A 24,475-nucleotide genomic window follows, 5' to 3' on the forward strand; every position below is an offset into this window, starting at 1 on the left:
ACTCAGTTCTCCCGGCACCAACGGCTGGCAGTGGGCCAGAGCTGATGCAGGTCAAGTTCAGGGAAATGTTGCTGCACCGCCGCCAGGGTCGGGGCCTGCCATCGCCCCAACTGGTGGAGAAGCTCCTCCGGCAGCTCCGTGTCGTTGCGGCTCACGTTCACCTGTTGATCCCATTGCGGTTCTCTGTACGGAACACCGAGGAACCGGCAGAGATCAGCCCAGCAGTCCCGATGAAACAGCTGCTCGTAGGTGGCGATGAAGCAGTGCTTCAGGCCGAAGCTCTCCTTAAGAGCCGTGAGGGTGTGGCCGTAGTCGCTGCGCAACGTGATCCGTTCGGGACGCTCGCGGCAGAGGTCCTGCAGGGTCTGGATTTCTCCCGCACTGTCCTGAAGCCCCTGCTTGCGCCGCTTCATGCGCACACTTGACACGATGCGTTCGATCGGGTCTCGCATCAGGAACACCGGTCGCAGCGGAATGCCATGGGCATGCAAGCCATGGTCAATGGCACGCAGGGTGGCGGCGCTGAGCCCGCAGTAGGAGGGCGTGATGTCCCCGGTGAGCTGGATGCCTGGTCGCCGCAGCAGGCTCGCGAAGTAGGCGTAGTAGCGCTCCGGTCGGTCCAGAAAACGCTGGCGACGCCAGGTGCGGGGCTTCAACAACGAGCGGCGGCTCCGGCCGCTGAAGCCTGCGGCCGGCAGGGTGAGCGCGTCATGAATGTGGTACTCCTTCAGGAAGCCGAAATCAGCGTCGCGGCGTTGATTCAGCTGAGCGTGCAGCCAGGACGTTCCGGCCTTCTGGGCACCCAGCCCCAGCAGGAAGACGCCAGGTCCGTCAGTCGTTGCGATCACGCCAACCCCTCCGGCTCAAGCTGCGCCAGCCATCGCGGGCCTGAAGGATCCGTTCCGCCAGCTCCCGCACGGCCCCATGGCCGCCGCGGCAGGAGAGCACCAGGTCAGCGCCGCGCCGCACCGGTCGGCAGGCATCGGCCGGGGCGAACAGCAGTCCGACCACAGGGCGCACGGCCAGGTCGTTGAGATCGTCGCCGACGAAGACGGTCTGCGAGACGGTGACTTGCAGCTGCTGCTGGAGGGTTTGCAGGGCAGCGGGTTTGTCCTTGATGCCCACCAGGCAGTGCTCGATCCCCAGTTGGCGGGCCCGCACTTCAGTGGCGCCGCCACGACCGCCGCTGAGAAAGGCGATCTGCACCCCCGCCTGCTGGAGCAGGCGGATGCCCAGACCATCCCGCACGTCGAAGCGCTTGATCAATTGGCCATCGGCATCAAACCAGAGTCCGCCATCGGTGAGCACACCGTCCACATCCAGCACCAGCATTTGTAGATCGTTCAGCTGGCGGCGCAGTCTCCACCAGCCCAGCTGGTTCCACCCCGGCAGCGTCATGCCAGTCCTGCCTGTACGAGATCGTGCAGCCGCAACAGCCCCATCAGCCGCTTGTCGGAGCCAACCACCGGCAGCACTGAAATCGGTTTGCGGCGATTGTGTTCCATCTGTTCCAGGGCCTTCACCACCAGCACATCACCGCCCACGGTGATTGGATCGATGGTCATCAGATCGGCTGCGGTGAGGCCGCTCCAGCTGTCGGCACTGTGGTCCTGCAGTGCTCGGCGTAGATCGCCGTCGGTGAGCAATCCCACCAGGGAGCCTGGTTGCTCCGGGTGTTCCACCCAGCCGCTGCCAATACCATCGCGGGTCAGACCTCCGATCACCTCGGGCAGAGGGGTTTGAGGTTGCATTGGATGCAGCTTGCTGACTGGGACCATCAGATCGGCTGCTGTCAGCGTGAGCTGTTTTCCGAGGGAGCCGGCCGGGTGATTCAGGGCGAAATCCGCTGGTGAGATGCCGCGCCGTTCCATCCAGACGGCCGCCAGGGCATCGCCGATGGCCATCGCTACAGCGGTGCTAGCAGTGGGAGCCAGGTTGAGCGGGCAAACCTCGCGGTCCACACCGGCTTCCAGCACTACATCGCTGCCACGGGCCAGGGAGGAGTCAGATCTGCCGACGATGGCGATCCGGCCCGTTCCGCGCCTTTTTAGGTGAGGCAGCACCTCCAGCAGTTCAGTGGTTTCTCCGCTGTTCGACAGCAGCAGGCACACGTCCTCCGGTGCAACCACCCCGAGGTCGCCGTGCAGGGCATCGGTGGGGTTGAGGAACAGGGCCATCAGGCCAATCGAGGAGAACGTGGCGGCGATCTTTCGGGCCACGATCCCGCTCTTGCCAACGCCAGTGATCACCAGCTTGGCTTTGCGATCAGCGCAACGTTCCAGCAGCGCCAAAGCTGCTTCCACCTGTTCGCTACTGAGCCGTTCCGCAGCAGCGGCGATAGCGGAGGATTCCTCCTGCAAACAGCGGGTGAGAGCGGACAACGCGAGGATCCGTGATGATCGGTCCATTCTCATGCACGCCAAGCAATGGATCTGCCGGCTGTGCCGTCAGCACTGCTGGATGCCTTGAAGGCGGCAGCCATCGAAGCAGGCTTGCCACGGCTGGCCCTTGTGGGTGGCGTGGTGAGGGATCTGTTGCTTCACCAACGCCATGGCCGTCCTTGGCAAGGTGTTCCCGACCTGGACTGGGTGGTGGAGGGCAGCGCCGCCCGTCTGGCGGAGGTGCTGCTGAACCAGTGCGGCCCGGAACGGGTGACCGCTGTTCAGCATCACGACCAGTTCGGCACGGTGGCCCTGAAACTCGATGGTGTGCCCCTCGATCTGGCCACGGCGCGGCAGGAGCACTACCCGGCACCTGGGGACAACCCGGTGGTGCAGCCGGGGTCGTTGGCGGCGGATCTGGTGCGCCGCGATTTCACGATCAATGCCATGGCCCTGGAGTTGATCTCCGGCGCGTTGATCGACCCCCACGACGGCCAGAGTGATCTGGCCGCAGGGCATCTGCAGTTTCTGCACCCCGGCAGCGTCAGCGATGACCCCACCCGGGTGATCCGGGCCGCCCGCTACGGCGCCCGGCTGGGGATGGACCTCGGTTCCGCAGCCCGCAGGCAGGTGGGCGAGACCGTCGCGGCATGGCCCTGGGCCTGGCAGACGGGGGATGCGCCGCAGGCGGCACCGCCAGCGCTGGCCAGCAGGCTGCGCATGGAGCTGGAACGCTTGCTGGACCATGAACCCTGGCCCGTCGCGTTGGATCTGCTGGTGTCCTGGCAGGCCATGGCTCTTGTGGATCCTGGCTTGCAGCGGGACGCGGAACGCACCCGGCGTCTGCGCTGGGGGAAACGTCTCGGACTGCCGCTGATGAGCGCGCTGTTGGCGGCCGCATCTGATCCCGGGGCGGTGGCGCGCCGCCTGCAGATCCCCGGGCAGCAGCTGCAGTGGCTGGAACGGCTGCCAGCCCTGCAGTCCTGGTTGGCGTCGGATCCACTCCCCCTCCAGTCGTCTCCAGATGCCTGGACAACGGCGCTTGAAGGTGGTGGCTGGCCGCCCCAAACGGTCGCGTTGATGGTGACGTTGCGGCCTGCGGCGTGGAGGCCGCTGCTGCGTTGGTGGGGCCGCTGGCGTCATCTTCAGTCGCCTCAAAGTGCGCGCCAGTTGATCGCCGAGGGTTGGCAGCCGGGCCCGACCCTGGGGGAGGAATTGCGTCGCCGCCGCGGGGTGCTGCTGGATCAGGGCCGATGAGACGCACGGCTCAGGTCTGGACGCTCGTGGCCGCTCTGGTGGCGATGGCCTTCGCCCTGCGGACTCTCCTGTTGATCGATGCCACAGCCCTGTGGAGCGATGAGCTCTACAGCGTTGGAAAAAGCTTTCAGCCCAGTCCCCTGGCGCTGCTGGAGATGCTGCGGCAGGACACTCACCCCCCGCTGTATTACGGCCTGCTCTGGAGCTGGGGGCAGTTGGTGGGCCAGACCCCCGTCAGTCTGCGGCTGCTCTCCTGGCTGGCCTATCTGGCTGGGGGTGGCGTGATGGTGGCCCAGGCCGTGGCCCTCGCGGATGGCCGGCGGAGTGTGCTGCCCCTGGCGCTGCTGCTGGCCTTCTGCAGCCCTTACCCCGTGCGCTTTGCCATCGAGGGGAAGAGCTATGCCCTGCTGGTGCTGCTGGTGGCCCTGGCCTGGTGGTGGCGTCGTGCTGAACGATCTGTTCCGTACGGGGTGATGGCGGGTCTGGCCGGACTCACCCATTTCTACGGTCTATTCCTGGTGCTGGCGGCAGCGGCCTGGGATGGGGCCCGGAGACGCTGGCGCCTGGCGGGAGCTGCTCTTCTCGGGGCCATTCCTGCCTTGGGCTGGATGGCTTATTCCGCTGACTATCTGTTCAGTTCCCGCTCCGGCAGCTGGATCGGCCCACCGGACTTTGCCCTGCTGGAGGAGTCCCTGGCCCGGGCCCTGGGGCTCTGGCCCCTGCCCAAGCTGCTGTTGGTCGTGGTGCTCGTCTGGGGGTTGCAGCTCTGGGGTGGGATGCAGCAGCTCCGGTGGCGGCAGAACCGTTTGCTGGATCGCAGTGCGCTGTTGCCCTCCGCCGTGATGGTGATGGCCGTGGTGCTGGTCTCATTTGTGAAGCCGCTGGCCTTCAGCCGCTACTTCGTGGTGCTGCTGCCGTCGGTGCTGCCGCTGCTGTCGGTGGTGCTCACCGCGTCACCGCTCCATCGCTGGGGCCAAAGGTTGGTCCTTGGGGTGTTGGTGCTGCTGCTGATTAGTTGGTGGGGGCCGGGATTCGCTGAACTGGATCCCGCTGCCGGTGGGGTGCGCGAACAGGATCAGTTCCGCGCGATCAGTCAGCGCACCAGTGGCGAGAGGGAGCGCTACAGCCCCCGGGCCCGTCTGCTCAACCTCAGCGATCAGATGGAGCTAGCCATGGGCCGGATCAACGCACCGGAGTTGCCCTGGGGGGATCGCGATGAACTGCGGGAACGGCTGTTGCGTTCACCCCTGCCGGACGAGCTGTGGCTTGCCAGCAGCGGACCGCCGTTGAAGCTGAACCGCAAGCTCAAGCCCTTGCAGCAACAGGTTGAAGCGGCTGGATACGTCTGTGATGATCGATCCGCAGGCTTCAGTCACGCTCGGCTGCTGCGCTGCCGATCTGAATCCAGGGCCCCTCTGCCGTGAGGGCCTGTCCCGTGGTCTCCGGGCAGGCCAGCAGCAGGGGGCCGCAGGTCTGGGGATCCACCAGCAATTCCAGCAGCGCCTGGGACGGTGGTTGATCCAGTTGGATCGGCCCATCCAGCCAGCGCCAGCTTCGGCGGTTGGCCGGCGCCAGACTGCTGGCGTGGCCCTGAGCCAAGCGCTCCAAGGCCTCGGGGTAGGCCGGAATGCTGTGGGTCCGAAGGGTGATCCGCAGGGGGGCGCTGCTCGCCAGCATTTCCCCCAGATGCCCGAGCAGGCCGAAGCCGGTGACATCCGTGCAGGCATGTATGGCCTGGCGATGGGGCTCCAGTTGATCCAGTAACGGGTGCTGACTGCTGGCCATCTGCTGGAGCACCGTGTCCAGGGCTTCGGGGGGGCAGGCATCCGCCATGGCAGCCGCGAACAGCACACCGGTGCCGAGGGGACGGCTCAGCAGCAGCACATCACCGGCGCTGATTCCCCCCTTCCCCCAGGGGGAGGGGCTGCGACCGTTGACGCAGAGGGACAGTTGCACCCCAAGACTTGGGCAGTGCGGCGGATCACCACGGGATTCGAGGGTGTGTCCCCCGATCAGCTGTGCCTGCTGTTCCTCCAGCACCGATCGCAAACCGCAGAGGGTCTGCACCAGCAGTTCCTGCTGCTCCGCCGTCTCCAGCACCGGCAGGGTCACGATCGCCTGGGCACTTTCGACCTTTGCACCACAGGCCCAGAGATCGGAGCAGGCATGGAGTGTTGTGAGGCGACCGTTCAGCCAGGGGTCGCTCACCAGCGCCGGGAAACCATCGACGCTCTGCAACAGCGGCGGATCAGCCTCGATGCGTGCTGCATCCTCCGGAGCCCCGCGGAGCCCCGCCTGGTCCAGGGCGGCTTCGAGGGGCTGGGCTGGCAGCTTGGCGGCGCAGCCGCGGCAGGCCATCGGTTTGTCCTGAGACATCGGCTCGCTGCTGCGGAATCCCGCCATGAAGCGCTTGTCGATTCGTCGCTTCCAGTGCCAAAGCCACTGGGATGGCCCCAGCTGCCAGGTTCCCCTGCGTGCCCAGGCCCGCCCCTGCTGGTCGCCGATCAGTTGCAGTGCCACGCGCTGCGGTTGCCACGGACGTAGGGGCAGACCGTTGCAACTGGCCTCCAGATTGCGTGCCAACGGGATGGCAGCGCGCACGGCCCAGACCCCGGAGGCTGGTCGCGCTGCTGCAGCGATCACGGCGCAGTCTCCACTGGCAAAGACATGCTCACAGCCCTCCACCCGCAGCTGGGCATCAGTGCGGAGGCGTCCATCGTCATCCACCGGCAGACCACTGGCTGCCAGCCAATGGGGAGCGCGACTGCCGGTGCAGAGCAGTCGAGGCCCGACCGCCGTTTCAGGGGTCGTAACCAAGGCGATCGAGGCCTCCCACAGGATGCGTCGTTCCAGGGAGCCTGGCCCCTTCGGACGGGTTTCCAATCGCAAGGGGCGTTGGGGCCAGCGGCGCCTTAGCGCCAGCACCACTTCCAGGGCCGCGGCTCCAGAACCGACCACGGTGAAGGGGATGGTGCTGTGGGGATCTTCGGAGGCGATGAGGGCCAGGGCCGGTTCCAAGGGCTTGATCGCCATCCCCTCTGCAGTGGGCCTGCTGATGGCACCGACATTCAGGCTGAGCACACCGAACCGGAGGGGAGGGCGTTCCGCCAGAGCTAGGCAGCGTTGGATGGGATCCACGCCGGTGATCTCAGCTTTCACGAAGGCCACACCGGCCCGATCGCAGAGGGAGCGCAGATCGATGGCCGCCGCCTCGGACGGGTCGATTCCGGCGATCAGGGCAGGAACCATGCCCGAGTACAGAGCCGTGCTGCCGCGGTTGATCAGCACCACTGGACGGGCCGGTCGTCGTGTTGGATCCATGGCCCAGCGCTTGAGGATCAGCGCATGGCTGTGGCCGCCGCCGGCCAGGAGCAGGGGCCCAGCAGCACTCATGCTGCCGATCGATAGCCCATCGGGTTGGCCTGCTGCCAGGCCCAGCCATCGCGGCACATCTCCTCGAGGCCTCGGCGTGCCCTCCAGCCCAGCACTGCTTCCGCCTGACGGGGACAGGCCTGCAGCCTGGGCACATCACCGGGCCGGCGGGCGACCACCTCGTAGGGAATGGTGAGGCCCGTGGCCGTTTCAAAACCCTGGATCACATCGAGCACGCTGAGTCCGGTGCCCGTGCCGATGTTCAGGGTCAGCTGGGTGGGCGACTCCTGGTTGAGCAGGTGGTTGAGGGTGACGCCATGGGCTTCCGCCAGATCCATCACATGCAGGTAGTCGCGGATGCCGGTGCCGTCCGGCGTGGGGTAGTCCTGTCCAAATACCCGGAGTGTGTCCCGCCGTCCCGCTGCCACCTGGGTGATGAAGGGAAACAGGTTGTTGGGAACCCCAAGGGGGTCTTCCCCGATGCGGCCGCTGGGGTGGGCGCCCACCGGGTTGAAGTAGCGCAGGCAACCCACCCGCCAGGGCCCGGAGCGGCAAAGCGCTCCAAGCATCTGCTCCACGGCGAGTTTGGTCTGGGCGTAGGGATGCACCGGGGCGGTGGTCATCCCCTCGTGGAGTGGAAACTCTTCGGGCTCTCCATACACGGTGGAGGTGCTGCTGAACACGAGGGTTCGACAGCCGTGCCGTTCCATGGCCGCCGCCAGCACCCGGCTGCCGTTGAGGTTCACATCCCAGTAGCGCAGTGGGTCGGCCACCGATTCCCCCACCGCCTTGAGACCGGCGAAATGAATCACGCCATCCACTGGCCCATCGCAGCGGAAGGCATGATCCAGCACATCGGGGTCCCGCAGATCCCCCTCCACAAGCTGAAGGGCATCGGATGCTGCCAACGCCTTCACCCGTCGCAGGGCTTCCGGGCTGCTGTTGTCGAAGTTGTCCACCACCACAAGGGAGTGGCCCTGCTCCAACAGCACGAGAGCGGTATGGCTGCCGATGAAACCAGCCCCACCGGTGATCAGGATCCTGCATGTCATGGGGCGTGGGGTGCGCGTTGCCTGATTGTGGAGCAGGTCAGAGCCGGAACAGGTGTTTGCACTTAGTGTTCGGCCACCAGTGAACGATGCGTGGAAGGCGGAACGACGCTCCCTGAGCTGAGGCGAGCCATTGGTGCCGACGGCAGAACTCTTTTACGGAAGTACAACCTGCTGAAACCCCTGGTGGAACAGATGATCACCAGCGAAGCCATCGCTGGTGTCGAGGTTTCCGCTGAAGCTCTCGAGAAAGCCAAGCTCGAGCTCCTGGATCAGCGGGGCTTCGAGACCATGGAGCAGTGGTCGGAGATGCTCGCGGATCTGGGGCGGACCGATGAGGAAGTGATCGATCGGCTTGAGCGGGTGATCCGACGCCAGGAATACATCAGGGAGCGGTTCGCTCCCAAGGCTGAAGCGCGGTTCCTCGAGCGCAAAAACGAACTGGATCAGGTGGTCTACAGCCTCCTGCGACTGGCCAACAACTTCTTGGCCCGTGAGTTGTACCTCCAGATCGAGTCAGGGGAGTCCAACTTCGCCGATCTGGCCAAGCGTTACGCCGAAGGGCCAGAGCGCAACACCAACGGCATCGTCGGTCCGGTGTCGATGACCCAGGCCCATCCCGTTCTGGTCGAAAAGCTGCGGGTGGCCCAACCTGGCGTCCTGCTGGAGCCGTTCCGGATCGCTGATTGGTGGCTGGTGGTGCGGCTGGAGCGCTATTCCCCTGCCACCTTCACGCCTGAGGTGTCGGATCGAATGTGCCGGGAAATGTTTGATGCCTGGATCGAGGAGGAAACCGCCACTACCTTGAGCCGGCTTGAAGGCGAGTTCAGCGACTTCAGTATTTCCTGATGACCCAGTCCCCTCCCTTCCCACTGCTCAAGCACCCTGCCTTCCAGGACTTGTCCGATGCCGCTTTGTCGCGGTTGCAAGGCTCCACCAAGTTGCTGCGTTTCGAGCTGGGTCAGCAGCTGTGCGAGCCGGATGACATCCCGGCCAGGATCCTGGTGTTGCTCAAGGGTCAGGCCCGTCTTGTGGGTCGTCATAACGGCCGCCTTACCACCGTCGGCAAATTTGGCCCGGGCAGTGTGATCGGTGCCGCCAGCCTGCTCTGCGGCAGTGCTTGCGAGAACGTGATCGCCTCGGACGAAGTGATCGCCTGCGCGATTTCCGATGAAGAGTGGACCCAGCTCTACGGCGAGGAGGAGTCGTTCCGCCTCTGGTGCGACGAGCAGCTCTGGCCGCAGGAACTGCTGGCGTTGCTGGAGGTCCTCGAGGAGGGAACGGCAGAGACCGAAAGCTCCGCCCTCGAGCAGCTTGAGCAGATGTTTAAGACTGCCAAACGCTGCCGCCCTGATGCAGAGGCGATTGATGCGGCGTTGGCGACAGGTGGCCGGCTGCACCTCACCAGCTGCTGGGGGGACGCCACGGTTGGCCAGCCCATTCGAGCGGTCACCGATCTCCCCTCGACGGTTCGTTTCGGTCCACGGCTTGTGCTGGTCCCTGGCTCGTCCGAGGCCAGCGTTGCGCAGGAGCCCGGCGGCGATCTCGTACCCGTCAATGCTGTTGAGGATGCTGAGCTGCTCCCACCGGTGAGTCGCTACAGCCCAGAGCGCAACGTGGTGGACAGCCTGAGGCTGATCCGCGCTGAAGGCCCGATCCAGGAAACGCTGGCCTGCTTCCAGATGCTGGCCCAATTGATGAAGCTGCCGTTCCGGCGCGATTCAATCGAGAAGGTTCTGCAGGACAACCTGCGTCGCGGTCTCACCCCCAACCTTCAGCTCTGCGGCCAGTTGGCGGCCAGCCTCGGACTTCACGTCATGGCGGCGAAGGTGCCAGCCGTGGCGGGCACCCGCCTGCAGGTGCCATCGATGGTTCCCTGGCAGGGCGGGTTCGCCCTGGTGGTGGCCAGCAACGAACAGGGCCTGAAGCTCGCCTCGCCGAAACACGGCATGGTCACGTTGGGTCCCACTGACCTGGCGGATTGTTTCCCCGAGGGCATCGAACTGCTCCTCATGGAGCGATCCAATGCCACCCCCGATCAGAAGTTCGGTCCGGGTTGGTTCTGGCCGGCTCTCAAGCGCTACCGGGGTGTGCTGATCCAGGTGCTGGCGGCCAGTTTCGTGGTGCAGTTGTTCACCCTGGCCAACCCCCTGCTGATTCAGGTGATCATCGACAAGGTGATCAGCCAGCGCAGCCTGGACACGCTGCAGGTGCTGGGCATCGCCCTGGTGGTGGTGACGATTCTGGAAGGGGTGCTGGGCAGCCTCAAGACGTTCCTGTTTGCTGAAACCACGAACCGGATCGATCAGCGCCTCGGCGCCGAAGTGATCGACCACCTGCTGCGCCTTCCCCTGGGTTATTTCGACCGCCGCCCGGTGGGTGAGCTCGGCACCCGGGTGGCCGAGCTCGAGAAGATCCGCAATTTCCTCACGGGTCAGGCGCTCACCACGATCCTGGATGCCGCCTTCTCGGTGATCTACATCCTGGTGATGGTGGTCTACAGCTTGCTGCTCACCCTGATCGCCCTGTCCGTGCTGCCGATTCAGATCGGACTCACGGTGCTGGGGGCTCCGCTGTTCCGCCGTCAGTTCCGTGCTGCCGCGGAGGAGAACGCCAAGACCCAGAGCCATCTCGTGGAAGTGCTCACGGGCATCCAGACGGTGAAGGCCCAGAACGTGGAGATGGTCAGCCGTTGGCGGTGGCAGGAGTTTTATTCCCAGTACATCGCCCGCACGTTTGAGAAGACGATCACCGGCACGGCTCTGAACCAGACCAGCCAGGTGCTGCAGAAGATCTCCCAGCTGATGGTGCTCTGGATCGGCGCCTCGATGGTGCTCAGCGGTGATCTGACCCTGGGCCAGCTGATCGCGTTCCGCATCATTTCCGGTTATGTCACCCAGCCGCTGCTGCGGTTGTCGACGATCTGGCAGAGCATCCAGGAACTGCGGGTGAGCTTTGAGCGTCTCGCTGACGTGATTGACACCCCTGAGGAATCCGATGAGGTGGATAAATCCAAGGTGATGCTGCCTCCGTTGCAGGGGGAGGTGCGGTTCGAGGATCTGTCCTTCCGCTTCCGTCCCGGACAACCGGAGGTGTTGAAGGACATCAACCTGGAGATCAAGGCCGGCACATTCGTTGGCATCGTCGGCCAGAGCGGCAGCGGCAAGAGCACTCTGATGAAGTTGCTGCCGCGGCTGTATGAGCCCGGTGAGGGCCGGATCCTGATCGACGGCTACGACATCGCCAAGGTGGAGCTGTATTCGCTCCGCCGCCAGATCGGCATCGTGCCCCAGGATCCGCTGCTGTTCAGCGGCACCGTCAGCGAGAACATCGCCCTGACGAATCCAGAGGCTTCCAGCGAGGAGATCGTTCGGGCGGCTCAGTTGGCCAATGCCCACGATTTCATCATGGAACTCCCCAGCGGCTACAGCACGCCGGTGGGCGAACGCGGCGCTTCCCTGAGTGGTGGCCAGCGTCAGCGGGTGGCGATTGCCAGGACCCTGCTGAGCAATCCCAAGTTGCTCGTCATGGACGAAGCCACCAGCGCCCTCGACTATGAAACCGAGCGCAAGGTCTGCGACAACCTGCTGGAGAACCTGGACGACCAGACGGTGTTCTTCATCACCCATCGTCTGTCCACCATCCGTCAGGCCGATGTGATTGTCATGCTGCACCAGGGCGCCGTGGTGGAAGTCGGCACCCATGAGGAGTTGATGAATCACCGGGGTCGCTACTACGCCCTATACCGCCAGCAGGAGAGCACCTGACCATGAAGCTCAATCCGTTCAGGCGCAACACCGCCGCCTCCAACCAGGACTCCTCTGTTTTCGTCACCTACGACGAATCGGTGCTGCAGCAGGGTCGTTTCTGGATGAAGACCGTCACCTGGACCTTGATCGGCACCACGGTGTTTGGCGTGGCCTGGCTGGCGCTGGCTCGCACCGAGGAGATCGTCGTGGCCCCTGGCCAGTTGGAGCCAGTCGGTTCTGTTCAGGACATCCAGATGCCTGTGGGTGGCGTAGCGGATCAGATCCTGGTGAAGGAAGGGGATGCTGTGAAGGCTGGTCAGGTGTTGATGAAATTGGACACCGAAGCCTCTGAAGAACAGCGTCTCAGCCTTGAGAAAACCATCAAACTCAAGCAGGAGCAGCTGCGTCTCAAGGACCAGGAAAAGCAGAGATACCTCCAAGTGAACAACGAGGAGGTCCAGATGTTGGAAAACAACCTTGAGCTGCAGTCCGAGATCCTCGAACGATTCGAGGAGTTGGAGGAGGCTGGGGCGACCTCCGAGCTGCAATACCTCAGCCAGCAGAACGCCGTGGAGGAGACCCGCGGCCGTCTGTTGCAGACCAAGGCAGACCGCCTCCGGCAAGTGGCGCTGCTGGAGCAGCAGGTGGCGCAGCTCAACTCGGAACTGGCCGATCTGACGGGCCGCCTGGCGGAAGCAAGGGTCACGCTGCGCTATCAGCAATTGAAATCCCCTGTCGATGGGGTGATCTTTGATCTTCAGCCCACATCAGCTGGCTTCACCGCCCAGTCCACCCAGACCGTGATGAAGGTGGTTCCTTACGGCTCCCTGGAAGCCAAGGTGGAAGTGCCGAGCAACAAGATCGGTTTTGTCACGGTGCCACCCGGATGTCCCAAGGATCTGGAGAGCTGCATGAAAGCCGACATCAGCATCGATTCCTATCCATCAACGGATTTCGGCGTGTTGGAAGGGAAGGTGACGCGCATCGGTTCTGATGCTCTGCCGCCGGACCCCCAGGAGCAACGTCAGGAACTGAGCTTCCCCGTCACCGTCAAGCTCGATCAGCAGACGCTGGAGCTGAAAAGCGGCACGGCACTGCCGCTGCAGGTGGGCATGAGCCTGACGGCCAACATCAAGCTGCGCAAGGTCTCATACCTGCAGCTGCTGCTGGGTGAGTTTCAGGACAAGGCTGAATCGCTGCAGCGCCTCTGAGCCCAGATGCGAATCCTTTTCGTTCATCAGAACTTCCCTGGCCAGTACGTCCACATCATTCAGCGGCTCGCTCAGCAGGGGCAGCATCAGCTGGTGGCCCTTGGCATCAATGCTCTTGATCGTGGTCGCGGCATTCCCGAGAGCCTTAACCATTTCCGTTACGGCCTCGATCGCGGCAACACCCCAGGAGGCCATCCCTTAGTGATGGAGACTGAATCCAAGATCATTCGTGCTGAGGGCTGTGCCCGTGCTGCTGAGCAGCTCAAGGCGAAGGGCTTCACACCTGATTTGATCTGTGCCCATCCCGGTTGGGGTGAATCACTTTTTCTCAAGGGGATCTGGCCGGGATCGCCTCTGCTTTGTTACCAGGAGTTTTTTTACAACGAGCACGGTTTCGATTCCAATTTCGATCCCGAGTTTTCGGACGAACGTAATTGGCAGGCTCAGGCAAAATTAACCATGAAGAATGCCTATCTGCACCTGACTCTGGAACAGGCGGACTGGAACGTTTCGCCCACGCAATTTCAGGCCAGCAGCTTCCCGGAGCATTGGCGGCGCCGGATCAGCGTGATCCACGACGGTGTGGACACCCGAAAGGCCATTCCCAATCCAGCACCAGCCTCGCTCAAGCTTCCAGATGGCACCGTTTTGGAGAAAGGCCAACCGATCGTCACCTTTGTGAATCGACGATTGGAGCCCTATCGCGGATGTCACACCTTCCTGCGAGCGATTCCCGACCTCCAGCGCCAAGCACCGGATGCGCGCCTTGTGATCGTCGGTGAAGGCAAAGGTGTGAGTTACGGCTCGGCTTGCCCAGAGGGTGAATGGAAGGACCGATTTTTGGCGGAGATAGAGGGGCAATACGACCCAAGCCGTGTGCATTTCACCGGCACGCTTCCTTACAGCCAGTTCATTCCTCTTCTGCAGCTCAGTGCTTGTCACGTTTACCTCACCTATCCCTTCGTGATGAGTTGGAGCCTGCTGGAGGCCATGGCCTGCGGTTGTGCGGTGGTGGGGTCCGATACAGCTCCGGTACGGGAGGTGATTTGCCATGGCGAGAACGGGTTGCTGGTGGATTTCTTTTCCCCGGCGGATCTGGCGTCAGCGGTGGCTGAGCAGCTTCGGGACCGTGAAAGGGCTACGGCCTTTGGTCAGGCAGCACGACGAACGGTGGAACGCACCTACGACCTTGATGCTTGTGTGACGCGACATCTGGCACTGATGGATCTGGTGGCCAGCGGCAGCATCAACCCTTGAGCAGTGGCATCAGGGGGCAGACTGAGCCGCTGTACCTGCACCCGAGTCGTGAGTCAGCTGCAGAGCCTCAGGGGCATGGTGGATCTGCTGCCGCAGACTCTGCAGCGGTGGCAGGCCGTGGAAGCCGTCGCCCGGGAGCATTTCCGCTGCTCCGGTTTCGGTGAAATCCGCACGCCGTTGCTGGAAACCACCGATCTCTTCTGCCGTGGCATTGGCGAAGGCACCGATGTGGTGGGCAAGGAGATGTACAGCTTCACAGACCGCGGTGATCGCGCTTGCACCCTGCGGCCGGAGGGCACCGCCTCAGTTGTAAGGGCAACATTGCAGCACGGGCTGTTGAGCCAGGGCGCCCAGAAGTTCTGGTACGCCGGCCCGATGTTCCGCTACGAGCGGCCCCAGGCCGGGCGCCAGCGCCAGTTCCATCAGATCGGTGTGGAGTGGCTGGGGGCGGAGAGCGCCCGCAGCGATGTTGAGGTGATTGCCCTCGCCTGGGATCTGTTGGCCCGGTTGGGGGTGGGTGGCCTCGAGCTGGAGATCAACAGCCTGGGTTCGCCGGAGGATCGGAGGGCCTACCGGGCGGCTCTGGTGAGCTGGCTGGAGCAGCGGCTGGACCAACTGGACGACGACTCCCGCGCCCGACTCACCACCAATCCCCTGCGCATTCTCGATTCTAAAAACAAGGACACCCAGGCCTTGCTTGAGCAGGCGCCCACCCTGGGCGATGCCCTCAGTCCCGAGAGTCGGCAGCGCTTTGCTGACGTGCAGCAGGGGCTCACGGCCCTGGGCATTCCCTTCCGGCTCAATCCGCGGCTGGTGCGGGGGCTGGATTACTACGGCCACACCGCCTTCGAGATCACCAGCGATCAACTGGGGGCGCAGGCCACCGTCTGCGGTGGTGGGCGATACGACGGTTTGATCGCTCAACTGGGTGGAGCGGCCACGCCGGCCATCGGCTGGGCCCTGGGCATGGAGCGGCTGTTGCTGGTGCTGGAGGCAGCGGCGAAGGCTGATCCGCATGGAGTGGCCGCGCAGCTGGTGGGTGCACCAGCCCCTGATGCCTATGTGGTCAATCGCGGCGAACTGGCGGAGACCATGGCGCTGAAGCTCGCGCGGGGCCTGCGGGCTGCAGGTTTGACCGTGGAGCTGGATGGGTCGGGTTCCGCCTTCGGCAAGCAGTTCAAGCGGGCCGATCGCTGCGGTGCCCCCTGGGCTCTGGTGCTGGGTGACGATGAAGCAGCCCGCGCTGAGGTGCGTCTCAAGCCGCTGCAGCACAAGGGTGAAGAACGGTCCTGGGCAGTCGACGACATTGCCGCGATCGTGGAGGCGCTGCGCAACCCCTGAGATGCGGATTCACCTCGTCACCGGTGGGGCCGGGTTCCTGGGCTCCCATCTGATTGACCGGCTGATGGAGGCCGGTGATGAGGTGATCTGCCTCGACAACTATTTCACCGGTCGCAAGCGCAACATCGCCCGTTGGATCGGTCATTCCCGCTTCGAGTTGATCCGCCACGACGTCACCGAGCCGATCAAGCTGGAGGTGGATCGGATCTGGCATCTGGCCTGCCCGGCGTCGCCGATTCATTACCAGACCAATCCGGTGAAGACTGCCAAGACCAGTTTTCTCGGTACCTACAACATGCTGGGCCTGGCCCGGCGGGTGGGGGCACGGTTGCTGCTGGCCAGCACCAGTGAGGTGTACGGCGATCCGGAGGTGCATCCCCAGCCCGAGAGTTATCGGGGCTGCGTGAATCCCATCGGCATCCGCAGCTGCTACGACGAGGGCAAACGCATCGCTGAGACCCTCTGTTTTGACTACCAGCGGATGAATGGTGTGGAGGTGAGGGTGGCGCGCATCTTCAACACCTATGGCCCGCGGATGTTGATCGATGACGGCCGGGTGGTGGGCAACTTCATTGTTCAAGCCCTGCGGGGTGAGCCGTTGACGCTTTATGGCGATGGTTCCCAGACCCGATCGTTCTGTTTCGTCAGCGACCTGATCGAGGGGTTGATCCGCTTGATGAACGGTGCCGATACCGGTCCGATCAACCTGGGCAATCCCGATGAATTCACCATCCGTCAGCTGGCGGAGCTGGTGCGCCAGCGAATTAACCCGCAGCTGCCCCTGATCGAAAAGCCGTTGCCCCTGGATGACCCCCGTCAGCGTCGCCCGCTGATCGACCTGGCGCGAGACCAGCTGCAGTGGCAGCCGACTGTGTCACTGGAGCAGGGACTGGGACCGACGATCGACTCCTTCCGTAGTGTCCTGGCACTGGAGGAGGACCGCGGCGCGTGACGATTCAACGGATCTGCTGCATCGGTGCCGGTTACGTGGGTGGCCCGACGATGGCCGTGATCGCCGATCGCTGTCCTGAGATCGAGGTGACCGTGGTGGACATCAACCAGGCGCGGATTGACGCCTGGAATGATCCGGATCTGAGTCTGCTGCCTGTTTATGAGCCCGGTCTGGATGCGGTGGTGGGCCGCACCCGTGGCCGCAACCTCAGCTTTTCGACGGCCGTGGAGACGACCGTCGCCGCGGCAGACATGGTGTTCATTTCCGTGAACACGCCGACCAAAACGAAAGGTGTGGGAGCTGGTCAGGCCAGCGATCTGCGCTGGGTGGAGGCCTGCGCCCGCACGGTGGCCCAGGCAGCGACTGGCCACACCATCGTGGTGGAGAAGAGCACGCTGCCGGTGCGGACCGCCGCTGCGATCAAGACGATTCTGGAAGCCGCCCAGGCGGATGATCAGCAGCGCAGCTTCTCGGTGCTCTCCAATCCCGAGTTCCTGGCGGAGGGAACGGCGATTTGTGACCTGGAGGCGCCGGACCGGGTGCTGATCGGAGGCGAGGATGCAGCCTCGATTGAGGCTCTGGCAGGGGTCTACAGCCACTGGGTGCCGGAGCCGCAGATCCTGCGCACCAACCTCTGGAGCAGTGAGCTGTCCAAGCTCACGGCCAATGCGTTTCTGGCGCAGCGGATCAGTTCGATCAACTCCGTGGCGGCACTCTGCGAGGCCACCGGCGCCGATGTGCGGGAGGTGGCGCGGGCCATCGGCACTGACAGCCGCATCGGCCCGAAGTTTCTCAATGCCGGCCCTGGCTTCGGCGGCAGCTGCTTCCAGAAGGACATTCTCAACCTGGTGTACCTGTGCCGCCATTTCGGTTTGCCGGAGGTGGCCGACTACTGGGAATCGGTGGTGGCGCTGAACACCTGGCAGCAGCACCGGATCGCCCGGTTGGTGGTGCAGAAGCTCTTCGGCACGGTGACGGGCAAGCGTCTGGCGGTGTTGGGGTTTGCCTTCAAGGCGGACACCAACGACACCCGCGAGGCGCCGGCGATCCGTATCTGCGGAGATCTGTTGGAGGAGGGAGCGCAGCTGGCGATCCATGACCCCAAGGTGGACCCCGCCCAGATGGCCCGTGATCTCAACCAGGATGCGGCCGCGGCGGCGGATGCCCTCAGCGGGACGGGCAGCTGGGCCCTGGCGGAGTCCGTGGAGGAGGCCGTCAGCGGAGCCGATGCGGTGTTGATCCTGACGGAGTGGAACGATTACAGACAGTTGAACTGGGCTGAGGTGGCGAAACGGATGCGCAAGCCGGCCTGGGTGTTTGATGCCCGGGCGGTGGCTGATCCCGAGGCGGTGCGGGCTGCGGGCTTGACCCTGTGGCGTGTCGGGGACGGCGAGGGTTGATGACACGCACGCTCTTCGTCACCGGCGCTGCCGGCTTCATCGGTGCAGCCCTGTCCAAGCGACTTTTGCAGCGCGGTGATCGGGTGGTGGGTCTCGACAACCTCAACAGCTATTACGACCCGGCCTTGAAACAGGCGCGCCTGCGTCAGGTCGAGGCCATGGCACCCGCAGGTGCCTGGCGTTTTGAGCCGATCGCCCTCGAGGACGGTGATGCACTTTCGGCTTTATTTGCCGAGGAACGCCCTGAAGTGGTGGTGAATCTGGCGGCCCAGGCAGGGGTGCGCTACTCGCTTGAGAACCCTGCGGCCTACATCCAGAGCAATCTGGTGGGGTTCGGCCACATCCTGGAGGGATGCCGTCACCACGGCGTTGGCAACCTGGTGTATGCCTCGAGCAGCTCGGTCTACGGCGGCAACCGCAACCTGCCGTTTCACGAGCGGCAGCCGGTGAACCATCCGGTGAGCCTCTATGCCGCCAGCAAGAAGGCCAATGAGCTGATGGCCCATACCTACAGCCATCTCTACGGTCTGCCGGCCACGGGTCTGCGCTTCTTCACGGTGTACGGCCCCTGGGGTAGGCCGGATATGGCTCCGATGCTGTTCGCGCGGGCGATCCTGGCTGGGGAGCCGATCAAGGTGTTTAACCACGGCAAGATGCAGCGGGATTTCACCTTCATCGACGACATCGTTGAAGGGGTGCTGCGCTGCTGCGACAAGCCGGCCACCGCCAACCCTGATTTCGATCCTTTGCAGCCGGATCCGGCCACGGCGGCAGCACCGCATCGGGTGTTCAACATCGGCAACAGTCAGCCGACAGAACTGTTGCGGTTCATCGAGGTGATGGAACAGGCCCTCTGCCGGGATGCGATCAAGGATTTCCAACCGATGCAACCCGGCGATGTGGTGGCCACTGCCGCTGAGACGAAAGCCCTTGAGGAATGGGTTGGGTTCAGTCCCTCAACGCCGATTGAAGTGGGGGTGGAGCACTTTGCCCGCTGGTATCGGGCGTTCTACGGGGTCTGACCCACGGTCACAAAAAAACCGGCCCTTAGAGCCGGTGATGGGGAAACGTAAAACCAAAGCCTGAATCAGGCGGAACCGACACCCGTGTAGGAGCCATAGAAGAACAGGCCGACAACAAACAGAACGGCCATGCCACCGGCTGTGGCCACAAGCCACAAGGGCAGAACACCTTCAGTCCAGCGTGAACGCCAGGGCACAGCTGGACGGCCATCAGGAAGGCGATCTGGAATTCGACCGTCGGGGAATGGTGACTTCTTACCGCTCATCGGATCGCCCTCAGTTGAAGAAGTAGCTGGACATCAACACACCGGTGACGAACACAAACAGCAGGCCCAGATAGAGGCTGGTGCGGTTGAGCTCAACCGGAAGGTTGTTGGGATTGGGGTTGCGTTCCATGGATCAGATCAGCGACGGATGAACTGCATGGCGGCAAGGGCGCCAAGGAAAAACACAGTCGGAACACCGAGTGTGTGCAGGGCCAACCAACGCACCGTGAAGATCGGATAGTTGCGTGGTGTTGTGGCGACGGGGGTTTGTGCCATGGGTTATTTCAGGCGAACATCGAGTTCAGATTTGCCCTCATAGCGCTGGCTCACCACAGGGGCCTTGCTTTCCGTTGCCTGGAAGTAAGCATCCGGACGGGGAGTGCCGAAGGCGTCGTAGGCCAGACCAGTGGAAACAAAAAGGAAGCCGGCGAGAAAGATCGACGGAAGGGTCACGAAGTGAATCACCCAGTAGCGAATGCTCGTGATGATTTCGAAGAACGGGCGTTCCCCTGTAGAGCCTGCAGCCATAGCTCGGGCGTATCAGCTAAGTGATTCTAGGGGGTGACCTTGGTTCGCCGAGTGAGGCCAGAGCTCTCGGTTACACAGCGTTGCCGACCCAGCGCAGCAGGTTTCCGCGCTCACCCAGAACGAAGGCGTGATCACCGTCGAACACCATGCGGGTGAAGTTGCTGGGCTGGCGATCTCCCACAGGATCGATCTCCCAGCTGTCGGCACCGTCACGACTCACCAGCAGGGTGCCGTTGCCGCCGCCAGCCCAGATGGCGCCGTCGTCATCCCAGGCCATATCCATGTAGCCGTAACCATTGGTGATCGGGATGATCGCCTTGCTCCAGCTTTCGAGGTTTCCGGGTTCGTCGTTCAGGCGGATCTGAGCTCCTCGGGCCACCATCCAGAGGTTGCCGTCGGGTTGGTAGCCGATGCTCTGAAGTCGCTGGCTGCTCACCCGCTGGTGCACTTGCCAGACGGCATCCCCCGGCTGCCAGGTGGCGTAGAAGTTTCCAAGGCTGCTGACGCTGACGTAGCTGCCGTCATCACTGCGGCGCAGGTCACGCACGGAACCGGCAGCATCGGTGACCAGAGCTTCCCAGCTGCCGCCGTCATCGTGGGTCTCATAAACGGCTCCAACGTTGGTGGCCATCTCAGCGGAGTGGCTCCCCAGGGCTGTGATCAGGTAGGGCTCACCGGGCAGTTTGGTGTCGAGGAAGAGGCGAGTCCAGTTCTGTCCGCCATCGCTGGTGTGCATCAGCAGTCCGGGTTGACCGGCGATCCAGCCTTCATCGCCGTTGAAGTCGATGCTGATCAGACGGAAGTTTTCTTCCTCGGGAAGATCGAGGCTGCGATCGTTCCAGGTGGCGCCCCCATCGTTGGTTTCACGGATCATCCGGTTGCTGCCGACAAGATAGCCGTGGCTGGGTTCGGTGAAGGCAACGTCGAGGGGGTTGGCTTCGGTGTCGAGGTTGAGGGCCTGCCAGGGGCTGGTGGTGGCCGTTGGCAGGCGTGTGGTGACGCAACCACTGAGGCTCACCCCCAGCACCAGCACCAGCAACAGATTGATCGCGGAGGAGAAGAAGCGCGTCATGGCGGAGGCGTTCAGCGGAGCGAGTAAAGGGAGAGGAAGAAGGCGAAGCCCAGGGCAAGGCCGCCGAAGATCAACACGTTTTTCTGCCCAGGGGTCATGCGATTGACCCCGATGCCGAAGTTGAGGTTTTCCTCAAATCCACTGGCTTTCTCGCGGGGGCCGATGTCACGGAAGGCCGGTTTACGGCTGCGGCACACAGGACAGCGGAACCCGGCGGGGTCGAGATCTTCGAAGGCCGTTCCGGCCTCGATCCCAACCTTCTTCACCCCTTCATCAGGGTCATAGACGTATCCACAGCTGCGGCACTCGAAGCGGTGGGTGCGTGGATCGCTCTCTGGAGCGGCCTCCACGACAGGCTCTGTCCCATCAGCAACTGGTGGCTGTTCCGTAGTCGGCAGCTGTTCCGTTGCCTGTTCGGCCGGCTGAAGCTCGTCGCTCACCGCTCTGCTGCTGTGCGGCACGACTCTATCCGCGTCAACTCTTGGCAGTGAATGCCAGACTGACGCCGTCTACGGGGACGTTCATGTTTGCCCTGCCCGGCTACGACGCCTTCCTCGGGTTTCTGTTGATCGCTGCAGCTGTTCCAACTCTGGCTCTGATCACCAACAAACTCCTGGCGCCCAAGAGCCGCGCCGGTGAGCGGCAGCTCACCTACGAATCCGGCATGGAGCCCATTGGTGGCGCCTGGATTCAGTTCAACATCCGCTACTACATGTTCGCCCTGGTCTTCGTCATTTTCGACGTGGAGACCGTTTTCCTCTATCCCTGGGCAGTGGCCTTCCATCGCCTCGGGATCCTGGCTTTCATTGAAGCCCTCATCTTCATCACCATCCTCTTAGTGGCCTTGGCCTATGCCTGGCGCAAGGGTGCCCTCGAGTGGAGCTAGCCATGTCAGATCTCACGTCTCCATCCATCACAGCGGTTCGCGATCTGCGGGAAGCCAGCTGCGGCCCGATCGGTGCACCGGCCGTCACCAGTGACCTGAGCGAGAACGTCATTCTCACCAGCCTGGATGACCTGCACAACTGGGCGCGGCTGAGCAGCCTCTGGCCACTGCTCTATGGCACAGCCTGCTGTTTCATTGAATTCGCGGCTTTGCTGGGATCGCGGTTCGACTTCGACCGCTTCGGTCTGGTACCCCGCAGTTCGCCCCGCCAGGCTGACCTGCTGATCGTGGCCGGCACGGTGACCATGAAAATGGCTCCGGCCCTGGTGCGGCTCTATGAGCAGATGCCCGAACCGAAGTACGTGATCGCCATGGGGGCCTGCACGATCACCGGTGGCATGTTCAGCGCCGACTCCACCACCGCCGTCCGCGGTGTGGACAAGCTGATCCCGGTGGATCTGTACATGCCCGGTTGCCCTCCGCGGCCGGAGGCGATCTTTGATGCGGTGATCAAGCTGCGCAAGAAGGTCGGCGATGAGTCCCTCGCCGAACGCCGCAAACACGCCCAGACCCACCGATATTTCACGGTTGCTCACCAGATGAAACGTGTGGAACCCGAAGTGACAGGCTCCTACCTCCGGGCGGAAACCCAAAAAGCTGCCCTGGCCGCGGCACCGGCGGGCCAGACCCTCGCCACCGATGCGGCCGTTCTCACCCCCGCTCCAGAAGCTATCGAGTTATGAGCGAAACCCCAGCCAACACTCCTGCGTCCAACGAGGAGACCGCTGCAGTGGTTGCCCCACAGGCCGGTCCTGTGAGCCAGTGGCTGCAGCAGCAGGGTTTTGAGCATGAGGTGCTCGAACCCGACCATGTCGGCATCGAACAGATCGGTGTGGATGCTGCTGTGCTGCCGATCATTGCTGCAGCGCTGAAAAGCAATGGCTTTGACTATCTCCAGTGCCATGGCGGCTACGACGAAGGCCCCGGTGAGCGCCTGGTCTGCTTCTATCACCTACTGGCGATGGCCGAGCAACTGGAGGCCATGGCGTCCGACCCGGCAGCGCATTTGCGGGAAGTGCGCCTGAAGGTTTTCCTCAGCCGTGAGGGAACACCTGTGCTCCCCTCGATCTATGGCTTGTTCCGTGGGGCGGATTGGCAGGAGCGGGAAACGTTCGATATGTACGGCATCCAATTCGAGGGCCATCCCCATCCCAAACGGCTGTTGATGCCGGAAGACTGGAAGGGTTGGCCGTTGCGCAAGGACTACGTGCAGCCGGACTTCTACGAAATGCAGGACGCCTATTGATCCTTGTCCCGGCGGTGGCTCCGGTAGAAGCGCATCACCGCCAGGGCGAGGCTCCTGGAGTCATGCCGAAGCGTGGCCGTCGGTCTGGCTGCTTGCAGAGGCGCTTGGGTGACGTCATACCCATCTCGGCGGAGATCATCCGCATCGCAGGCCACGGGCTCCGCGCCGCGGGATCGGTAGTGCTCCACAAGGGGAGAGGCCCCCAGATCATCCTGGGCCAGCACCGCGGTGAACAGTCGCTGGTTGATGCCGAGGCTGGCCAGCTGCGCTTCGATTGCCCGCAGATGACCTCGCACATCCAGCCCATCGGTTTCCCCGGGCTGGGTCATCAGGTTGCAGATGTAGAGCCTTGGGGCGCGGCTTCGACCGATGGCGTTCACCAGTTCCGGCACCAGCAGGTTGGGGAGTAACGAGGTGTAGAGGCTGCCAGGGCCCAGCAGGATCAGATCGGCACTGGCGATGGCTTCAAGGGCACGGGGCAAGGCCGGGGGGCGTTCCGGTTGGCAGCCCAGCCGCACGATCGGGCTTGGGGCATGGCCGATGTTGCTTTCCCCCTCAATTCGCTCACCGTTCTCCAGCTCCGCCCAGAGCCGTACGTCCACGTTGGTGGCAGGAACCACTTGCCCTTGCACCGCCAGCACCCGACTGGAGGCGGTGATGGCGGTTTCCAGGTTTCCGGTGATGGCCGTCAGGGCTGAGAGGAACAGGTTGCCGAAGCTGTGACCCTCCAGCCCACTGCCGGCGGTGAAGCGGTATTGGAACAGGCGGGTGAGCAGGGGCTCTTCCGTGGACAGGGCCGCAAGACAGTTGCGAATGTCCCCGGGGGGAAGCACCCCCAGCTCCCGCCGCAGCCGTCCGCTGCTGCCGCCGTCGTCGGCAACGGTGACGATGGCGGTGATGTGGCTGCTGTAGCGCTTCAGGCCACTCAGCAGGGTCGACAGACCCGTTCCGCCGCCGATGGCCACGATGTTGGGTCCGCGGTTGAGACGGCTCTGGGTGCGCAGGGCATCCACCAGCACCGTGTCCTTGTCCGGCGCGAGGGCCTGCTGGATCGCCCCGAAACTGCGGCTCTGTCCCCAGAGCACCAGGCCGGTGCCGATGATCAACACCAAGGGGCCCGTGATTTCGCGCGGCAGCACGGTGGTGATCGTGCTGAGAAACCAGCTGAGGGTTTCGAGGATCCAGTAGATGGGTTTGAGGTCTGCCCAGACCGCGGCTCCCAGCAGGGCCATCATCAAGCCGAGCCCCGAGGTCAGCACCCAGCGTTTGACCACGAGACCCGGTTGCAGCCAGCGAACGGCCCGCTGCGAGCGCGTCATCAGGTCCCGCCGGCGATGGGCCCGCAGCACCCTGGCTTGACGACGTTTGCTGTGCGGTGTGACGGGCGGCAAGGGCCGGACAATCCGGGCGTTTCAGAAACTGTACG

The 24,475-nt window shown here is 63.6% G+C and carries 25 protein-coding genes; 13 read left to right on the plus strand and 12 right to left on the minus strand.

Going from position 1 to position 24,475, the window contains the following annotated elements; all coding sequences use genetic code 11:
* Positions 1–2: 2 nt before the first annotated feature.
* The 3 genes from SynA1528_RS01065 to SynA1528_RS01075 are packed head-to-tail and all read right to left on the minus strand — an operon-like array spanning position 3 to position 2,414.
* Positions 3–848 carry a sulfotransferase domain-containing protein gene (locus SynA1528_RS01065; protein WP_186587311.1) on the minus strand — a complete coding sequence of 282 codons (846 nt, stop codon included), beginning with the start codon at positions 846–848 and terminating at the stop codon, positions 3–5.
* Entirely contained in the window at positions 832–1,398 is a 567-nt protein-coding gene (locus SynA1528_RS01070) for a KdsC family phosphatase (protein WP_186587312.1), read from the minus strand. The genes SynA1528_RS01065 and SynA1528_RS01070 overlap by 17 nt, the downstream gene beginning before the upstream one ends.
* Positions 1,395–2,414, minus strand: a complete 1,020-nt coding sequence (locus tag SynA1528_RS01075; protein ID WP_186587313.1) for a KpsF/GutQ family sugar-phosphate isomerase — start codon at positions 2,412–2,414, stop codon at positions 1,395–1,397. The genes SynA1528_RS01070 and SynA1528_RS01075 overlap by 4 nt, the downstream gene beginning before the upstream one ends.
* Positions 2,415–2,426: 12 nt before the next feature.
* Between SynA1528_RS01075 and SynA1528_RS01080 the strand changes: the two genes are divergently transcribed.
* Both SynA1528_RS01080 and SynA1528_RS01085 read left to right on the plus strand, forming a co-directional pair.
* Positions 2,427–3,638, plus strand: coding sequence for a tRNA nucleotidyltransferase/poly(A) polymerase family protein (locus SynA1528_RS01080; RefSeq protein ID WP_186587314.1), 1,212 nt, complete (start codon positions 2,427–2,429; stop codon positions 3,636–3,638).
* Entirely contained in the window at positions 3,635–5,062 is a 1,428-nt protein-coding gene (locus SynA1528_RS01085; RefSeq protein WP_186587315.1) for a glycosyltransferase family protein, read from the plus strand. The genes SynA1528_RS01080 and SynA1528_RS01085 overlap by 4 nt, the downstream gene beginning before the upstream one ends.
* On the opposite strand, the gene selD is transcribed toward SynA1528_RS01085, so the two are convergent.
* Complete coding sequence (gene selD / locus SynA1528_RS01090; protein ID WP_186588210.1) at positions 5,007–7,031, minus strand: selenide, water dikinase SelD; 2,025 nt, start codon at positions 7,029–7,031, stop codon at positions 5,007–5,009. The genes SynA1528_RS01085 and selD overlap by 56 nt on opposite strands.
* Positions 7,028–8,062: a UDP-glucose 4-epimerase GalE gene (gene galE, locus SynA1528_RS01095; protein WP_186587316.1), complete on the minus strand. Its 1,035-nt coding sequence runs from the start codon at positions 8,060–8,062 to the stop codon at positions 7,028–7,030. The genes selD and galE overlap by 4 nt, the downstream gene beginning before the upstream one ends.
* Before the next feature lie 90 nt (positions 8,063–8,152).
* On the opposite strand from galE, the gene SynA1528_RS01100 reads away from it, so the two are divergent.
* Genes SynA1528_RS01100 through SynA1528_RS01135 form a run of 8 tightly spaced genes read left to right on the plus strand, consistent with a single transcriptional unit; the run spans position 8,153 to position 18,991 of the window.
* Positions 8,153–8,908 (plus strand): peptidylprolyl isomerase, encoded by a 756-nt coding sequence (locus SynA1528_RS01100; RefSeq protein WP_186587317.1) that lies wholly within the window; start codon positions 8,153–8,155, stop codon positions 8,906–8,908.
* The gene (locus SynA1528_RS01105; RefSeq protein ID WP_186587318.1) at positions 8,908–11,826 is read left to right on the plus strand and encodes a type I secretion system permease/ATPase; all 2,919 of its coding nucleotides are present in this window, start codon (positions 8,908–8,910) and stop codon (positions 11,824–11,826) included. The genes SynA1528_RS01100 and SynA1528_RS01105 overlap by 1 nt, the downstream gene beginning before the upstream one ends.
* Before the next feature lie 2 nt (positions 11,827–11,828).
* Positions 11,829–13,019: an HlyD family secretion protein gene (locus SynA1528_RS01110; RefSeq protein WP_186587319.1), complete on the plus strand. Its 1,191-nt coding sequence runs from the start codon at positions 11,829–11,831 to the stop codon at positions 13,017–13,019.
* A 6-nt stretch (positions 13,020–13,025) separates the two neighbouring features.
* Entirely contained in the window at positions 13,026–14,276 is a 1,251-nt protein-coding gene (locus tag SynA1528_RS01115; RefSeq protein WP_186587320.1) for a glycosyltransferase family 4 protein, read from the plus strand.
* A gap of 48 nt (positions 14,277–14,324) precedes the next feature.
* Positions 14,325–15,617 carry a histidine--tRNA ligase gene (gene hisS / locus SynA1528_RS01120; RefSeq protein ID WP_186587321.1) on the plus strand — a complete coding sequence of 431 codons (1,293 nt, stop codon included), beginning with the start codon at positions 14,325–14,327 and terminating at the stop codon, positions 15,615–15,617.
* Between the two features lies 1 nt (position 15,618).
* Complete coding sequence (locus SynA1528_RS01125) at positions 15,619–16,569, plus strand: UDP-glucuronic acid decarboxylase family protein (protein ID WP_186587322.1); 951 nt, start codon at positions 15,619–15,621, stop codon at positions 16,567–16,569.
* A complete protein-coding gene (locus SynA1528_RS01130) occupies positions 16,566–17,969 on the plus strand; it encodes a nucleotide sugar dehydrogenase (RefSeq protein WP_186587323.1) in 1,404 nt (467 codons plus the stop codon). Before SynA1528_RS01125 ends, SynA1528_RS01130 begins: the two co-directional genes overlap by 4 nt.
* Positions 17,969–18,991: an NAD-dependent epimerase gene (locus SynA1528_RS01135; protein ID WP_186587324.1), complete on the plus strand. Its 1,023-nt coding sequence runs from the start codon at positions 17,969–17,971 to the stop codon at positions 18,989–18,991. Before SynA1528_RS01130 ends, SynA1528_RS01135 begins: the two co-directional genes overlap by 1 nt.
* Positions 18,992–19,056: 65 nt before the next feature.
* On the opposite strand, the gene SynA1528_RS01140 is transcribed toward SynA1528_RS01135, so the two are convergent.
* From SynA1528_RS01140 to SynA1528_RS01165, 6 genes are all read right to left on the minus strand, one after another.
* A complete protein-coding gene (locus tag SynA1528_RS01140; protein ID WP_028953441.1) occupies positions 19,057–19,257 on the minus strand; it encodes a photosystem II reaction center protein J in 201 nt (66 codons plus the stop codon).
* 10 nt (positions 19,258–19,267) lie between these two features.
* Complete coding sequence (psbL, locus tag SynA1528_RS01145) at positions 19,268–19,387, minus strand: photosystem II reaction center protein PsbL (protein ID WP_006852026.1); 120 nt, start codon at positions 19,385–19,387, stop codon at positions 19,268–19,270.
* Positions 19,388–19,395: 8 nt separating this feature from the next.
* The gene (gene psbF / locus SynA1528_RS01150; RefSeq protein ID WP_186587325.1) at positions 19,396–19,533 is read right to left on the minus strand and encodes a cytochrome b559 subunit beta; all 138 of its coding nucleotides are present in this window, start codon (positions 19,531–19,533) and stop codon (positions 19,396–19,398) included.
* A gap of 3 nt (positions 19,534–19,536) precedes the next feature.
* Positions 19,537–19,785, minus strand: a complete 249-nt coding sequence (gene psbE / locus SynA1528_RS01155; RefSeq protein WP_186587326.1) for a cytochrome b559 subunit alpha — start codon at positions 19,783–19,785, stop codon at positions 19,537–19,539.
* A gap of 70 nt (positions 19,786–19,855) precedes the next feature.
* Entirely contained in the window at positions 19,856–20,857 is a 1,002-nt protein-coding gene (locus SynA1528_RS01160) for a photosynthesis system II assembly factor Ycf48 (RefSeq protein ID WP_186587327.1), read from the minus strand.
* Positions 20,858–20,868: 11 nt separating this feature from the next.
* Positions 20,869–21,297: a rubredoxin gene (locus tag SynA1528_RS01165; RefSeq protein WP_186587328.1), complete on the minus strand. Its 429-nt coding sequence runs from the start codon at positions 21,295–21,297 to the stop codon at positions 20,869–20,871.
* Positions 21,298–21,380: 83 nt separating this feature from the next.
* On the opposite strand from SynA1528_RS01165, the gene SynA1528_RS01170 reads away from it, so the two are divergent.
* From SynA1528_RS01170 to SynA1528_RS01180, 3 genes are read left to right on the plus strand one after another with little or no spacing between them, the layout of a single operon-like run.
* Positions 21,381–21,743 carry an NAD(P)H-quinone oxidoreductase subunit 3 gene (locus SynA1528_RS01170; protein ID WP_186587329.1) on the plus strand — a complete coding sequence of 121 codons (363 nt, stop codon included), beginning with the start codon at positions 21,381–21,383 and terminating at the stop codon, positions 21,741–21,743.
* A gap of 2 nt (positions 21,744–21,745) precedes the next feature.
* Positions 21,746–22,486: an NADH-quinone oxidoreductase subunit NuoB gene (nuoB, locus tag SynA1528_RS01175; protein WP_186587330.1), complete on the plus strand. Its 741-nt coding sequence runs from the start codon at positions 21,746–21,748 to the stop codon at positions 22,484–22,486.
* A complete protein-coding gene (locus tag SynA1528_RS01180) occupies positions 22,483–23,049 on the plus strand; it encodes an NAD(P)H-quinone oxidoreductase subunit J (RefSeq protein WP_186587331.1) in 567 nt (188 codons plus the stop codon). Before nuoB ends, SynA1528_RS01180 begins: the two co-directional genes overlap by 4 nt.
* On the opposite strand, the gene SynA1528_RS01185 is transcribed toward SynA1528_RS01180, so the two are convergent.
* Positions 23,043–24,368, minus strand: a complete 1,326-nt coding sequence (locus SynA1528_RS01185) for a gluconeogenesis factor YvcK family protein (protein WP_186587332.1) — start codon at positions 24,366–24,368, stop codon at positions 23,043–23,045. The two genes, SynA1528_RS01180 and SynA1528_RS01185, sit on opposite strands and share 7 nt — an antisense overlap.
* Positions 24,369–24,475 lie beyond the last annotated feature (107 nt).

It is taken from the genome of Synechococcus sp. A15-28 (assembly GCF_014280175.1).
Taxonomy (GTDB): domain Bacteria; phylum Cyanobacteriota; class Cyanobacteriia; order PCC-6307; family Cyanobiaceae; genus Parasynechococcus.

What these genes read in the sequence shown, in the direction of transcription:
- SynA1528_RS01070 (WP_186587312.1), bottom strand. Translation starts at nt 1,398, where the DNA reads ATGACGCTGCCGGGGTGGAACCAGCTGGGCTGGTGGAGACTGCGCCGC.
- SynA1528_RS01075 (WP_186587313.1), bottom strand. Translation starts at nt 2,414, where the DNA reads ATGAGAATGGACCGATCATCACGGATCCTCGCGTTGTCCGCTCTCACC.
- SynA1528_RS01080 (WP_186587314.1), top strand. Translation starts at nt 2,427, where the DNA reads ATGGATCTGCCGGCTGTGCCGTCAGCACTGCTGGATGCCTTGAAGGCG.
- SynA1528_RS01085 (WP_186587315.1), top strand. Translation starts at nt 3,635, where the DNA reads ATGAGACGCACGGCTCAGGTCTGGACGCTCGTGGCCGCTCTGGTGGCG.
- selD (WP_186588210.1), bottom strand. Translation starts at nt 7,031, where the DNA reads ATGAGTGCTGCTGGGCCCCTGCTCCTGGCCGGCGGCGGCCACAGCCAT.
- galE (WP_186587316.1), bottom strand. Translation starts at nt 8,062, where the DNA reads ATGACATGCAGGATCCTGATCACCGGTGGGGCTGGTTTCATCGGCAGC.
- SynA1528_RS01105 (WP_186587318.1), top strand. Translation starts at nt 8,908, where the DNA reads ATGACCCAGTCCCCTCCCTTCCCACTGCTCAAGCACCCTGCCTTCCAG.
- SynA1528_RS01110 (WP_186587319.1), top strand. Translation starts at nt 11,829, where the DNA reads ATGAAGCTCAATCCGTTCAGGCGCAACACCGCCGCCTCCAACCAGGAC.
- SynA1528_RS01115 (WP_186587320.1), top strand. Translation starts at nt 13,026, where the DNA reads ATGCGAATCCTTTTCGTTCATCAGAACTTCCCTGGCCAGTACGTCCAC.
- SynA1528_RS01125 (WP_186587322.1), top strand. Translation starts at nt 15,619, where the DNA reads ATGCGGATTCACCTCGTCACCGGTGGGGCCGGGTTCCTGGGCTCCCAT.
- SynA1528_RS01135 (WP_186587324.1), top strand. Translation starts at nt 17,969, where the DNA reads ATGACACGCACGCTCTTCGTCACCGGCGCTGCCGGCTTCATCGGTGCA.
- SynA1528_RS01140 (WP_028953441.1), bottom strand. Translation starts at nt 19,257, where the DNA reads ATGAGCGGTAAGAAGTCACCATTCCCCGACGGTCGAATTCCAGATCGC.
- psbL (WP_006852026.1), bottom strand. Translation starts at nt 19,387, where the DNA reads ATGGAACGCAACCCCAATCCCAACAACCTTCCGGTTGAGCTCAACCGC.
- psbF (WP_186587325.1), bottom strand. Translation starts at nt 19,533, where the DNA reads ATGGCACAAACCCCCGTCGCCACAACACCACGCAACTATCCGATCTTC.
- psbE (WP_186587326.1), bottom strand. Translation starts at nt 19,785, where the DNA reads ATGGCTGCAGGCTCTACAGGGGAACGCCCGTTCTTCGAAATCATCACG.
- SynA1528_RS01160 (WP_186587327.1), bottom strand. Translation starts at nt 20,857, where the DNA reads ATGACGCGCTTCTTCTCCTCCGCGATCAATCTGTTGCTGGTGCTGGTG.
- SynA1528_RS01170 (WP_186587329.1), top strand. Translation starts at nt 21,381, where the DNA reads ATGTTTGCCCTGCCCGGCTACGACGCCTTCCTCGGGTTTCTGTTGATC.
- nuoB (WP_186587330.1), top strand. Translation starts at nt 21,746, where the DNA reads ATGTCAGATCTCACGTCTCCATCCATCACAGCGGTTCGCGATCTGCGG.
- SynA1528_RS01180 (WP_186587331.1), top strand. Translation starts at nt 22,483, where the DNA reads ATGAGCGAAACCCCAGCCAACACTCCTGCGTCCAACGAGGAGACCGCT.
- SynA1528_RS01185 (WP_186587332.1), bottom strand. Translation starts at nt 24,368, where the DNA reads ATGACGCGCTCGCAGCGGGCCGTTCGCTGGCTGCAACCGGGTCTCGTG.